At 66.0% G+C, this 12,624-nt stretch carries 13 protein-coding genes; 6 read left to right on the top strand and 7 right to left on the bottom strand.

Annotation, left to right across the window (positions count from 1 at the left end; all coding sequences use genetic code 11):
- Positions 1-29: 29 nt before the first annotated feature.
- The 4 genes from BH93_RS21325 to pdxH are packed head-to-tail and all read right to left on the bottom strand — an operon-like array spanning position 30 to position 3,841.
- Complete coding sequence (locus BH93_RS21325; RefSeq protein WP_037175554.1) at positions 30-968, bottom strand: carbohydrate kinase family protein; 939 nt, start codon at positions 966-968, stop codon at positions 30-32.
- Positions 965-1,894 carry an aldose 1-epimerase family protein gene (locus tag BH93_RS21330; RefSeq protein WP_037175555.1) on the bottom strand — a complete coding sequence of 310 codons (930 nt, stop codon included), beginning with the start codon at positions 1,892-1,894 and terminating at the stop codon, positions 965-967. Before BH93_RS21330 ends, BH93_RS21325 begins: the two co-directional genes overlap by 4 nt.
- Positions 1,878-3,161: an MFS transporter gene (locus BH93_RS21335; RefSeq protein ID WP_032378311.1), complete on the bottom strand. Its 1,284-nt coding sequence runs from the start codon at positions 3,159-3,161 to the stop codon at positions 1,878-1,880. The genes BH93_RS21330 and BH93_RS21335 overlap by 17 nt, the downstream gene beginning before the upstream one ends.
- A gap of 5 nt (positions 3,162-3,166) precedes the next feature.
- A complete protein-coding gene (gene pdxH / locus BH93_RS21340) occupies positions 3,167-3,841 on the bottom strand; it encodes a pyridoxamine 5'-phosphate oxidase (protein WP_080739154.1) in 675 nt (224 codons plus the stop codon).
- A gap of 78 nt (positions 3,842-3,919) precedes the next feature.
- Between pdxH and BH93_RS21345 the strand changes: the two genes are divergently transcribed.
- The 5 genes from BH93_RS21345 (at position 3,920) to BH93_RS21365 (ending at position 8,889) form a co-directional block, all read left to right on the top strand.
- Positions 3,920-5,038, top strand: coding sequence for a citrate synthase 2 (locus tag BH93_RS21345; protein WP_165712804.1), 1,119 nt, complete (start codon positions 3,920-3,922; stop codon positions 5,036-5,038).
- A gap of 69 nt (positions 5,039-5,107) precedes the next feature.
- Positions 5,108-6,229 (top strand): phosphoserine transaminase, encoded by a 1,122-nt coding sequence (gene serC / locus BH93_RS21350; protein ID WP_032377404.1) that lies wholly within the window; start codon positions 5,108-5,110, stop codon positions 6,227-6,229.
- A gap of 108 nt (positions 6,230-6,337) precedes the next feature.
- A complete protein-coding gene (locus BH93_RS21355; protein ID WP_037175653.1) occupies positions 6,338-7,009 on the top strand; it encodes a rhomboid-like protein in 672 nt (223 codons plus the stop codon).
- 111 nt (positions 7,010-7,120) lie between these two features.
- On the top strand, positions 7,121-8,014 hold the full coding sequence (gene sepH, locus BH93_RS21360; protein WP_037175655.1) for a septation protein SepH: 894 nt from the start codon (positions 7,121-7,123) through the stop codon (positions 8,012-8,014).
- Positions 8,015-8,157: 143 nt separating this feature from the next.
- The gene (locus tag BH93_RS21365; RefSeq protein ID WP_442981233.1) at positions 8,158-8,889 is read left to right on the top strand and encodes a DUF6928 family protein; all 732 of its coding nucleotides are present in this window, start codon (positions 8,158-8,160) and stop codon (positions 8,887-8,889) included.
- A 5-nt stretch (positions 8,890-8,894) separates the two neighbouring features.
- On the opposite strand, the gene BH93_RS21370 is transcribed toward BH93_RS21365, so the two are convergent.
- Both BH93_RS21370 and BH93_RS21375 read right to left on the bottom strand, forming a co-directional pair.
- Entirely contained in the window at positions 8,895-9,164 is a 270-nt protein-coding gene (locus BH93_RS21370) for a DUF2537 domain-containing protein (RefSeq protein WP_037175657.1), read from the bottom strand.
- The gene (locus BH93_RS21375) at positions 9,161-9,964 is read right to left on the bottom strand and encodes a TrmH family RNA methyltransferase (protein ID WP_037175659.1); all 804 of its coding nucleotides are present in this window, start codon (positions 9,962-9,964) and stop codon (positions 9,161-9,163) included. The genes BH93_RS21370 and BH93_RS21375 overlap by 4 nt, the downstream gene beginning before the upstream one ends.
- 108 nt (positions 9,965-10,072) lie before the next feature.
- Here BH93_RS21375 and BH93_RS21380 point away from each other — a divergent pair, with 108 nt between their 5' ends.
- On the top strand, positions 10,073-11,272 hold the full coding sequence (locus BH93_RS21380) for a GNAT family N-acetyltransferase (RefSeq protein WP_037175661.1): 1,200 nt from the start codon (positions 10,073-10,075) through the stop codon (positions 11,270-11,272).
- On the opposite strand, the gene BH93_RS21385 is transcribed toward BH93_RS21380, so the two are convergent.
- Complete coding sequence (locus BH93_RS21385) at positions 11,269-12,594, bottom strand: MFS transporter (protein WP_037176837.1); 1,326 nt, start codon at positions 12,592-12,594, stop codon at positions 11,269-11,271. The two genes, BH93_RS21380 and BH93_RS21385, sit on opposite strands and share 4 nt — an antisense overlap.
- Positions 12,595-12,624: the final 30 nt, after the last annotated feature.

Raw genomic sequence — 12,624 nt, forward strand, 5'->3', positions numbered from 1 at the left:
AGCGGACAGTTCTTACGTCGATAGTGAAACTAGTCTCTCGACGCCTCGGACGCCCAGGGAGGGTCGGCACCGGGGCGCGAAACCGTGATTGCCGCTGCCTTCGCGGCGAACTCGAGCGCTTGCTGCCAATCTTGCTTGCTCATCGCTTTCACCGCGTTCGATGTGATAATGGTCTCCTTCTGCAAAAAGCTCAGCAGAGCCCCGTGCACGGTGTCACCAGCGCCGATCGTGTCGACGACATCGACGGCCACACCCGGCACCGAGATCTCGTCGGTTGCAGTGAAGACCGAGATGCCGTCGCCGCCGCGGGTCATGACCACAGCGGTGACCCCGGCCGCGAGCCAGTCGTCGACGGTTGTCCCCTGCGTCCCCAGCCCCAGCCAGAACGAGTCGTCCTCGGACACCTTGAGGATGTCGATGCTGGGCAACCACGAGCGGAAGCGGTCACGGAAACCGTCGGCGGTGATGTCGCCGCTGGTGCTGTCGATGGCGGCCGGGCGAATGTTGGGGTCGAGCATCGTGAGCTTGCCCGCCGCCCGCGCCCGGTGCAGCAATCCCGCGTACATCGACGCACCCGGCTCGTAGAGCAACGACAACGTGCCGAACGAGAGAACACTGATCTCGTCCGGGAGATCGCCGGGATCGGCCACGAGCCGATCGGCGGTGCCGTCGGCATAGAACGAGTACTCGGCGCTGCCGTCCTCGGCGAGAGTGGTCATCGCCAAGGTGGTCGGCTCGTCGCCGCGCTGGACCCACGAGATGTCGACGCCTGCGTCGCGCAGACTCGCCAGGATCTGCTCCCCGAAGGGATCGCGCGATATCCGTGAGAGATACGCGACGGGCGAACCCAATCGACCGATCGCGACGGCGACGTTGAACGGTCCGCCGCCGAGCTTGGGCGAGAGCAGCGGCCCCTCGTGCACCGGGACCAAGTCCACCAACGCTTCGCCGCACACCAGAATCGTCACTTCTCGTACCTCATTCCCCAGGTGCCCGACCAGATTTGCCCCGGTTCGAGCACGATCAGATCGATCTCGGAGTTCAACGCATCGGGTGGGCACGTCATCGGTTCGATCGCCAACGCCCGCCCTCGGTCGGGATAGGCCTGATCGTTGGCCGGATCGGCGGTGAACACCTGCACCCAGCCGAAGCTCGCGTCGGTCCACAAGACGGTCGCAGTGCCGTCGGGGCCACGCAGAACATGGTTCGCACGGCCGTCGCCGTCGGGCAGCGACGCACTGAACGGGGTGTCGAGCTGCACGCCCTGCAGCGTGCGCGGCTCCCGGAAGTCGTACTCGGTATCGGCCGTCGGAACCGAATTGCCCACGGGCAGATTGCGCACCGGATCGAGCGGTAGCCGTGTCCCGGCGGAGAGCTCGAGCGTGCACTCGTCGAGCGGCACATCCCCCACTCGGACGTAGGTGTGGAAACCCATCCCGTACGGCGCGGCCGAATCACCGGTGTTCTTCGCGGACGCGGTCACGGTGAGACCGTCCGCCGACAGCTCGTGCACCACCGTCACCGTCAACGAGAACGGCCATCCCTCATGCGTCCCGACGTCCACGCTCTGCTCGACGCGACTGTCGGTGTGTTCGACGAGAGTCCACGCCACCTTTCGGACGAAACCGTGACTGGCGTTGTTGCGTGAGGGCTCGCTGATCTCCAACCGATGTTCGACGCCTTCGAAGGCGAACGTCCCGTCGGCCGTCCGGTTGGGCCACGGGGCCAACACGAGCCCCGCCGACAGCGGCGGCTTCGAACCCGCCTCCCACGTCTCGGTGAGCGCGGCACCGTCGTATTCGAGAACCCGCAGGCCCGCTCCGACGGCAGCGATGTCTGCCCGATACTTGCCGCTCGTCAACGAGTAGGTCTGTGCGTCAGCCATGACCGCCATTGTTCACCACCACACCCACTCGGTAGCGAATGAATGCCGGAAGCGCCAGCGCAGCGATCGAGACACCGATGACGACCAGTACGCCGCCGCCGGCTGCGGCGGCTGCTGTCCCCACCGATGCGGCTGCGGCACCGTGCAGCACGTCACCGATGCGAGGCCCTCCCGCGACGACGACGATGAAGACACCTTGCAATCGGCCGCGCATCTCGTCGGTCGCCACCGTCTGCAGCATCGTGCTGCGGAACGCCGCCGAGATCATGTCGGCCCCGCCGCCCAGAGCCAGGAACGCCAGCGCGAACCACAGGGCAACGGCGGTCGCCCCGTCGGTGGCCGCGCCGACGGCGACGCCGAACCCGATCATCGCCACGCCCCACACGACGATGCAGATCAGCACCGCCAGGCCTTGCCTGCGCACTCGTGGAAGCCAGCCGGAGAACACTCCGCCCACCACCGCCCCGGCGGACATGGCCGCGAACAACATGCCCAGCACCGGCCCGCCCGACGCCGGATCACCGAAGCTCTCGTGCGCGATCTGCGGAAAGAGTGCCCTGGGCATACCGAACACCATGGCAATGATGTCGACGACGAACGAAGCCAGCAGCACCTTCTGGGTGGCGAGATACGCGAAACCGTCGAACACCGAACGCAATCCGGCTCGCTGACCCGACTTCGCCGGCGGAATCCCCGGCAGCCGGATCACTGCCCACAGCGTGGCGAACAGTGCGATGGTGTCGATCAGATACAGCGTCTCGAGCCCGATGTAGTAGATCAGGATGCCTGCACTGAGCGGGCCTGCGATCGCACCGAAGTTCATCACCGTCATGTTCAGCGAGTTCGCGGCGGGCAGCTGCTCGGCGGGCAGGATGCGCGGGAGAATGGCGCTGCGGGTCGGCTGGTTCACTGCGAAGAACGCTTGCTGAACGGCCAACAGCACCAGGATGATCCACACATTGTTCAGGTCGAGAAACGCCTGCAGCCAGAACAGCGCAGATGTTCCGATCAAACCGCACGTGGTGATCATCAGCAGGGTGCGGCGGTCCATCACATCGGCCAGCGCGCCGCCCCACAGACCGAACACGATGAGCGGCACCAGAGCGAACACACCCGTCAGGCCCACGTAGGCAGAGCTCAGCGTGATCTGGAATACCTGTTGCGGCACAGCAACAATGGAGAGCTGGGCACCGATGACGGTGACGATGTTCGCCAGCCACAGCCGACGGTAGGCCGGAGTCTTCAGCGGTGTCGTATCGGCAAGAATGCCGCGCAACCCGCTCACGGCTGCAGACGCTCGATCACACCACTTGCCACCGTCAGGCGAATCCTGTTGTGCATTCGGCTGGTTCGGCCCTGCCAGAATTCGACCGTCTCCGGCTCGACGCGAAAGCCGCCCCAGTTCGGCGGTACCGGTACCTCGACACCGTCGAACGTTGCGGTGACCTCGGCCAGCTTGGCGGCCAGCTCTTCCCGCGAGCCGACAGCGCGTGACTGCTCGGATGCCCATGCCCCCAGCTGGGAGCCGCGCGGCCTGGTGCGCCAATAGGTTTCGGTGGTCTCGGCGTCGACCTTGACCACCGAGCCGCGCACGGTGAGCTGCCGGGCACTCGCGATCCACGGGAAGGTCACCGACGCGTAGGGATTCACCACGAGCGCGCGGCCCTTGTCCGAGTCGTAGTTGGTGTAGAAGACCACGCCGTCGGCGTCGAGACCTTTGCACAGCACGGTGCGAGTCGCGGGTCTGCCCGCCTCGTCGACGGTCCCCAACACGATGGCGTTGGGCTCGGGTAGATCTGCCGCTACCGCGTCGGCCAACCACTGCTGTGCCAGTGGGAACCACCCGCGGGCCAGAGCGTCGACCTCGAGGTCGTCGGGCTCGCCGTAGTCGACCCGCATGTGCGCCAGGCGCTGTTCATCTGCAGACACGAACCCAGACGCTACTCCCGCGTACATGCTCGCTATGGTTCTGGCACAGTACGCCCGGATGCGGCGCAGAGCCGGGCGCAAACGCGACGAGGGAGTCCACAGGCCATGGCTGTTCAACACGTTCCCGAGGATTTCGTTTCCGGTCTCGAAGGTGTCGTCGCGTTCACCTCCGACATCGCCGAACCCGACAAGGACGGCGGCGCACTGCGCTACCGCGGCGTCGACATCGAAGAACTCGTCGCACAGAACGTCACCTTCGGCGACGTCTGGGCCCTGCTCGTCGACGGCGCATTCGGCCGCGGCCTCCCACCGGCCGAACCCTTCCCCCTCCCCATCCACACCGGAGACGTCCGCGTCGACGTCCAAGCCGGCCTGGCGATGCTCGCCCCCATCTGGGGCTACCAACCCCTGCTCGACATCGACGACACCACCGCCCGCGACAACCTCGCCCGCGCCTCGGTGATGGCCCTGTCCTACGTCGCCCAATCCGCCCGCGGTATCTACCAACCCGCCGTCCCCCAGACCCGCATCGACCAGGCCGCCACCGTCACCGAACGGTTCATGGTCCGCTGGAAAGGCGAACCCGACCCCGCCCACGTCGCCGCCATCGACGCCTACTGGGTCTCGGCCGCCGAACACGGCATGAACGCCTCCACCTTCACCGCCCGCGTCATCGCCTCCACCGGAGCCGACGTCGCCGCCTGCCTGTCCGGTGCCATCGGCGCCATGTCCGGACCCCTGCACGGCGGCGCACCCGCCCGCGTACTACCGATGATCGAACAAGTCGAGAGGACCGGCGACGCCCGCGCCCTGATCACCGGCATCCTGGACCGCAGGGAAAAGCTCATGGGCTTCGGGCACCGCGTCTACCGCGCCGAAGACCCCCGCGCACGCGTCCTGCGCGCTACCGCGAAAAGGTTGAACGCACCCCGCTACGAGGTCGCTGCCGCGCTCGAGCAGGCCGCGTTGACCGAACTGCGTGAACGCCGCCCCGACCGCGCCATCGAAACCAACGTCGAATTCTGGGCCGCAGTGATCCTCGACTTCGCCGAAGTACCCGCCCACATGATGCCCGCGATGTTCACCTGCGGACGTACCGCAGGCTGGTGCGCACACATTCTCGAGCAGAAGCGCCTCGGCAAGCTCGTTCGCCCGGCCGCCCTGTACACCGGCCCCGAACCCCGCACCCCCGAGTCCGTCGACGGCTGGGAACTGATCCGGTAGTCGAAGCCGCGGCGGCACCCGACTAGCCTATGGGTGCCATATTCCATCGACGCTAGGACGCGCTACTCCATGGCCGATTTGCCGATCATTCCCGCCGATCTCCTGCCCGCCGACGGACGCTTCGGTTGCGGCCCGTCCAAGGTTCGCCCCGAGCAGCTGCAATCCCTGGTCGACGTCGGCGCGTCCGTGTTCGGCACCAGCCACCGACAGAAGCCCGTCAAGGACGTCGTCGGACGCGTACGCAGTGGCTTGAAAGATCTGTTCTCGCTCCCCGAGGGCTACCAGGTGGTGCTCGGCAACGGTGGCACCACCGCGTTCTGGGACGCCGCTGCGTTCGGCCTCATTCGCGAGAAGTCGCTGCACCTCACCAACGGCGAGTTCAGCTCGAAGTTCGCCTCGGTGGCCAAGAACAACCCCTTCATCGGCGATCCCATCGTCGTCAAGGCCGAGCCGGGCAGTGCACCCGAGCCCACCTCCGACCCGTCCGTCGACCTCATCGGTTGGGCACACAACGAGACGTCCACGGGCGTGGCTATTCCGGTCAGCCGTCCGGCCGGCTCGGAGAACGCCCTCGTCGCGATCGACGCCACCTCCGGTGCGGGCGGTCTTCCGGTGAACGTCGCCGATTCCGACGTCTACTACTTCGCGCCGCAGAAATGCTTCGCCGCCGACGGTGGGCTGTGGGTCGCGCTGATGAGCCCGGCCGCGCTCGCCCGCGTCGACGAGATCGCCTCCAGCGGCCGTTGGGTACCGGACTTCCTGTCTCTGCCGATCGCCGTCGACAACAGCAGCAAGGACCAGACGTACAACACCCCGGCGGTGGCGACACTGCTGCTGTTCGCCGATCAGATCGAATGGCTCAACTCGCAGGGCGGCCTGGATTGGGCCACCAAGCGCACCGCCGATTCCTCCTCGCGCCTGTACGACTGGGCCGAGAAGAGCGAGTTCGCAACGCCGTTCGTGACCAACCCGGATCACCGCAGCCAGGTTGTCGGAACCATCGACTTCGACGAGAAGGTCGACGCAGCCCAGGTTGCCAAGATCTTGCGCGCCAACGGCGTCGTCGACACCGAGCCGTACCGCAAACTCGGCCGCAACCAGTTGCGTGTCGGTATGTTCCCGGCCATCGAGCCGGACGACATCACCGCGCTGACGAAGAGCATCGACTGGGTCGTCTCCACCCTGAGCTGATTCCAGGGATGAGCTGATTACCAGCAAGCTCACAGCTGGGTCGCTCCCTTCGAGGCCTACACTTGCATTCAAGTACGCAAGCGTAACGACCTCGGAGGGAGCGCTCGTATGTTCAGGCTCCTGGCATTCGCGCTGCGCATTCGCGTAACGCTGGTCTACTGCATCCTCGCGGCGGCAGGCACGGTAGCGCTCGGCCAGATCGGGCCGCACGACCGGTGGCACGTGCTGCACGCAGCGAGTACCAACCTGCACAATCTGACCGACGGCCATCTCGCCACCCTCGTCACGAGCGTCTTCCTCACCGAGGGTCGGGTGAACTGGCTGTGGCTCGCCGGAGTCGCAATCCTGTTCGCCGTCGCCGAATGGATATCCGGTTGGCGACGATTCCTGGTCACGTTCAGCGCCGGCCACATCGGCGCGACGGCTCTCGTTGCCGTCGGACTGTTCATCGGAATACGCGTCGATTGGTTGGCCGACTCACTGGCGATGGCAGTCGACGTCGGGGTCAGCTACGCAGCGGCAGCGGTGGCCGGATCCATGATTCGTTACCTGCCGATGCCGTGGCGGCTGGGCTGGGCCGCACTCTGGATCGCGGTCGTCGCCGTCAGCGGGATATCGAACCCGTCGTTCACTGCCGTCGGACACGCGGTCGCCCTGAGTATCGGCCTCGGCCTGGGCACGTTGTACTTACAGAGGGACGTATCGATGTTGCGTCACAAGACAATTGACGCAACATCGGCCGATCGAGTGCAGCCGAGCCCGCAGCTGTCTACTCTCTGATGGAGAAACGATCGCCGGCGCAGCGATGCGTGTCGAACACCCACCGAGGACACCCGGTGAACTAGGGTCGAATTCGACGGTATCGCGAGCCGGCGCGATGAGGAGGTCACAGTGCGAGACTTACACGTGGTGGGTCTCGAGGCCGACGGAAAGTTCGTCGTGTGCGCAGATCCCAAGACCGGCGACAGATTCCGGCTTCCGGCCGACGACAAACTCCGCGCGGCCTCACGCGGCGACATCGCTCGACTAGGACAGATTGAGATCGAAATGGACAGCTTGCTTCGGCCGAAGGAAATCCAGGCTCGAATTCGGAGTGGAGCGACCATCGAACAGGTCGCCGCCGATTCCGGAATGGCCGTCAGCCGCGTCGAGGTGTTCGCTCACCCCGTTCTGCTCGAACGCTCGCAGGCCGCGTCGATGGCTCAGGCCGGGCATCCGCTGCGCCACGACGGACCCGCCGTTCAGACTCTGCTCGACATCGTCACCCTTGCCTTCCGCGCTCGTGGCCACAATCTCGACGACGCCGAGTGGGACGCATGGCGCGACGAGGACAACAAGTGGGTCGCACAGCTGAAGTGGCAGGCGGGACGCACCACCAACAAGGCGCACTGGCAGTTCCTGCCCGACGGACACGGCGGAACCATCGCGCCGCTCGACGACACCGCACACGAACTGATCGACCCCGACTTCGGTCGTCAGCTACGGGGCCTCGCTCCGGTACGCGCCCTCGCGCCCGCATCGGCAGACGACGAGGCCTCGCAGCAGAGCTTCGACGAGTACTACGGAACCACCTCGGACAGCGAACTCGATGCCGAGACGGTCGAGATCGAGGCCGACGAGACCCCGGCCCCCGAAGTCGATCAGCCGCGCGAGCCGGTGGCCAGAGACCCCAAGCCCGCGCCCAAAGCTGCACCCGGTCACGGCGGCAAGGACAAACGCGGCAAACCAGCCATGCCGTCCTGGGAAGACGTCCTGCTCGGCGTCCGTAGCAGCGGTCACAACTGACTTCGTCGATGCACAACTGACTTCGCCGATGACCGATTTACCGCTCGGTGACAAATTGCCGACGCTCACGCCGTAGGCTTCCGACGAAGCTTACGGAGAGAGAGGTGCCGGCAGTGGGGGCCAAAGCGTCAACGATCTGGTACGTGGACACACCGGATCCGATTTCTGTCCTCCGAGAGGCAACCACCTCGGACTGGAATGCTGCGACGGCCCTCGTCGGTCGCCTGTACCCCCACCTGACCGCTGTGCCCCTCGCTCAGGGTCCGATATCGACATCGGCGGGTGTGGACGACGATCACGTCTTCATCGGCTGTTATCCGGGCGTGACCGTGGTGTGCGGGTCCAATATTTCGGTGCCGACACCGTCGACGCTTCCCGAATCCTTCACTCGCCCTCTGGCATCCGAGCACACCTATCTCGTCGCATCGGATCCCCAGCACGCGTGGGGCGCCTTCGCCTACTGGGAACGCGGTGAATTTCGTCGATCGTTCAGCGCCACTCCGGTGTACATCTACGAGGACGCAGGCCTACCGCTGGTGTGGGAGCGGTCGTTCTGGGCCGGTGAGCATCCGCTGATCTATCCCCCCGGAGTGATGCCGGATCCGCAGTCTCTGCCGTTTCACCCGCAGGAATTCGCCGAGGCCGCCAACTCCCAATGGCTCGGATTCCGCTACACCGGCGCTCCGCACCCCGGTGAATTCGATCCGGCCACACTGCCGGTCTGCGGCTTCACGATGTACGTTCCCGGGCAGGAGCCACCGCCGCCGAACCAGCAGAGCCGAGGCTCGAACGGTTCGAGTGGCCAGGCCCCCATGCCGGAGGCCTCGGACCAGACGGCACCGCGACCGAAGAAACGTTGGTTCTCGCGCAAATAGGCGAGTCAGAAGGCCAGGGCCGCCAGTGCCACGAAGCTCAGTAGCGCACCGGCACTCGCACCGTAGACGGCCCAGCGCCAGACCGGGACGGCGATCCACCGCAGGACCGTCGGGGCTGCGCCTGCCACGACGATGATGTTCAAGCCGATCGCGAGCAGCGGTTGAATTCTGGCCAGTTCCAGGCCGAATGCCGTCAGTGCCACCGCCACCAGTGTCGCCGAGATCAGGGCGATCGGAAGACCGGTCCAGCGAACACCCGGGTCGCGACCGGTCACGTCAGGCGCACCCGTTCGTAGAATCCCATTGCCGCAGCCGTCGCGACGTTGAGTGAATCGGTGCCCGGTGCCATCGGGATACGAGCCCGAATGTCCGTGGCGCGCATGGCATGCTCGGTCAGACCCGGGCCCTCTGCGCCGAGCAGCAACGCGACCTTCTCCCCCGTCATCGCCGTGGCCAGCGATACGGCCTCCGGATTGGGCGTCAGTGAGATCAGCTGAAAACCGTGCGCGCGAACACGATCGAGACCACGCGGCCACTCGGGCACCTTCGCGAAGGGCACGCGCAGCACATGCCCCATCGACACCCGTACCGAACGCCGGTACAGCGGATCCGCGCACGCAGCACCGAACAGCACGGCATCGACGCCGAGGCCGGCCGCATTCCGGAACATCGACCCGAGATTCTCGTGGTCGTTGACGCCCTCGAGAATCGCTACCGTTTTCGCGCCGCCCAGCACCTCGTCCAGTTCCAGGGCCTGCGGCCTGTTCGCCGCCGCCAACACTCCACGATTGAGATGGAAGCCGACGACCTCGGCCATCACCTCGGCCGATGTCCGATAGAACGGGACATCCGATTCTGCGAGATCGTCGCGCAACGCGTCGAGCCGTCGATCCACGCCGAGCAGGCTGATCATCGGAAAACGTGAGGTCAACAGGCGCTGCGCAACAAGCACCCCCTCGGCGATCACCAAACCTTTGCCCTCGGGCAGATCGGGTCGCCTGTCCGAGGAGTTGAGGTCGCGAAAATCGTCCAGCCGGGGGTCGAGAGGATCGTCGACATCGATTACATGAACCACCCGCTCATCTTGTCACCCGGCCTTTCCGGCAGTCCGTCGGCGAAGGCCTACATCTGTGTCGACGGGTCGTTCCGCAGGCTCCACTCCTGTATGGAAAAGTAAAGAGCGATGACTACCGACGAATCGATCACCATCCGCACCGCCTCCGACCACGACTGGGATGCCGTCGCGCTACTCGACGCCCACGCGTTCGGCGAGCACCAGAACGCCGAGGATCTTGCCGAGACGCAGATCCTCACCAAGTCCGAGCACGTGTACCTGGCATGGGACGGCGAGACCCCGGTGGGTGTCGCCATGCACTTCCCGATGTCGGTGACCGTTCCGGGCGGCGCGCAGGTCGAGGCCTCCGGAGTGTCCTGGGTGTCCGTCGCACCGACGCATCGACGACGCGGCATCCTGCGATCGATGTTCACCCAGCAGCACCGCGCTCTGAACGACGCTGGTGCGCCGCTGTCTTTGCTGACAGCCAGCGAGGCGACAATCTACGGACGCTTCGGGTACGGGCCGGTGACCGAGGAGATCAGCGTCTCGATCGACCGTCGGTTCGCGCAGTTCCGCAAGGACGCTCCCCCGGCGACGGGTGTGCGGCTGATCGAGTCGGCCGAGGCCACCGAACTGCTCCCGGACATCTACCACCGGTGGCAGCAGCAGACCGCAGGCGCGCAGCCCAAGCCGCCGATCCGCTGGGAGCGCTTCTTCGCCGATCGTGAGAACCGACGCGGCGGACTGACCGCACTGTTCTTCATCGTCCATGCCGACGGATACGTCGCCTACCGCCGCGGACGCAATCCCAGCCGGGTGGTGGTGGAGGAATTCATCGCCGTGACGGACGACGCGTACGCCGCGCTGTGGCAGATCCTGGTCGGGGTCGACCTGGTCGACACCATCGAGGTCCGGCAGGCACGGGACGAAGCACTGCCGTTCCTGCTGAGCAACAACCGGCTACCGAAGGTCACGGCTCACCACGACGCTCTGTGGGCCCGCATCATGCACGTCGAGGCAGCGCTGGAGGCGCGCACGTACGCTCTCGACACGTCGCTGATCATCGCCGTTCGAGATCCGTTCCTCGAAGCGGGCGGTACCTACTCGTTCACCGTGACCGATGGCAAGGCGACCTGTACCCGGGTGGAGTCCGAACCGGACATCGAACTCGACATCGATGTGCTCGCCAGCATCTACTTCGGCACGCACCGGGCTCGATTGTTCGCCGCGGCCAATCGCCTCACCGCCCGCAACGAGGAATCTCTGCATGCACTGGATCTGACGTTCGGAACAGCGCGCCCGGCCGTCATGGGCTGGGGTTTCTAGACCGGGCTGTTCGGCTTGTCGAGCGCGGTCGCCGCGCCGCCCTCCATCCGGAGGGCGGCGGACAGCGTCACCGCGAGCAGCACCGTCGTGTAGGCGATGAATTCGACGCTGCCGTGACCGCTCGTGGCGTGGTAGATCAACGGTGCCGTGCCCCCGAAGAGCGAGTTCGCCACGGCGTAGCCGAAGCCGACGCCCAGCGCTCGGATGTGTGGGGGAAATACTTCCGCCTTGGCGATGCCGTTCACGGACAGGTAGCAGGTGAGCACGAAGAATGCGCTCACCAGAATGACGAGGACGGCAAGTGGGGATGCGAGACGTGCGGTCGCCTGCACCAACGCCCCGGTGGCAGGTATCCCCAGCGCCCCGAACACGACGAGCAGGGGCTTTCTGCCGATACGGTCGCTCAGTGCACCGCCGACCGGCTGCAGCACCATGAGCACGACGAAGGCCGCAAGTACGAGGCCGGTCGCGGTGAGCTCTCCCCTGGCCCCGTCCGCGGCGAAGAACGTCTCGCGAACGATCGAGGGAACCGTGACGGTGTAGGTGTAGAACGCCGCGCTTCCTCCCGCGGTCAGCAGGAACACCCAACTCAGCGGACGCCAGTGATCGCGAAACAGCGCTCCCATCGTGGCGTCCCGGTCCGCCTGCGGTGCCGTCGGTTCTCGCGGGGCGCGATCGAGTCCGCGCGCCCACCACAGCGACGCCAGGCCGGCCGCGCCTCCCGCGGCGAACGCGAGGCGAAAGCCCCACTCGGAGATTGCCGCGCGGTCGGTGCTCGCGAGCAGCACGAGTAGACACGCCTGCGCGAGCACGAGGCCGCCGACGATGGTCGCGGCCTGGAACGAGGCGAAGAATCCGCGATGACCTCGCGTGCCCGACTCGGAGAGCAACACCGTCGCCGCCGCATATTCACCACCGGTTGCGATGCCTTGGACGATGCTCACGACCGCGAGGATCACCGCTGCCCAGGCACCGATGTCGTGGACCGTGGGAGTGACCGCCAGGGCAACCGATCCGGCCGACATGAGCGTGACCGCCGCGACGAGCGCGAACTGTCGGCCTCGCACGTCCGCGAGCCTGCCGAACAGCCACGAGCCGAGCGGGCGCACGACGAAGGTCAGTGCGAAGAGTCCGTAGACGTACACGAGTGAGTTCGTCGAGGCCGGATCGAAGAACTCGGTCCGAAAGTACGGCGCGAACGTGGCGTAGAGGTACAGGTTGAACCACTGCACGAGGTTCGGCACCGAGCCCACCAGAATGACGCGCATCTGTGTACGACGGCCGGGCCCAACTGCAGGCCTCGCCGGGTCAGTGCGATTCACGAGCTGAAAGTACCCGAACACGTGCGTTCC

This window comes from Rhodococcoides fascians A25f, from assembly GCF_000760935.2.
Classification (GTDB): Bacteria; Actinomycetota; Actinomycetes; order Mycobacteriales; family Mycobacteriaceae; genus Rhodococcoides.

Coding starts and splice junctions, on each gene's coding strand:
- pdxH (WP_080739154.1), bottom strand. CDS start 3,841: ATGTACGCGGGAGTAGCGTCTGGGTTCGTGTCTGCAGATGAACAGCGC.
- serC (WP_032377404.1), top strand. CDS start 5,108: ATGGCCGATTTGCCGATCATTCCCGCCGATCTCCTGCCCGCCGACGGA.
- BH93_RS21355 (WP_037175653.1), top strand. CDS start 6,338: ATGTTCAGGCTCCTGGCATTCGCGCTGCGCATTCGCGTAACGCTGGTC.
- BH93_RS21330 (WP_037175555.1), bottom strand. CDS start 1,894: ATGGCGGTCATGGCTGACGCACAGACCTACTCGTTGACGAGCGGCAAG.
- BH93_RS21345 (WP_165712804.1), top strand. CDS start 3,920: ATGGCTGTTCAACACGTTCCCGAGGATTTCGTTTCCGGTCTCGAAGGT.
- BH93_RS21380 (WP_037175661.1), top strand. CDS start 10,073: ATGACTACCGACGAATCGATCACCATCCGCACCGCCTCCGACCACGAC.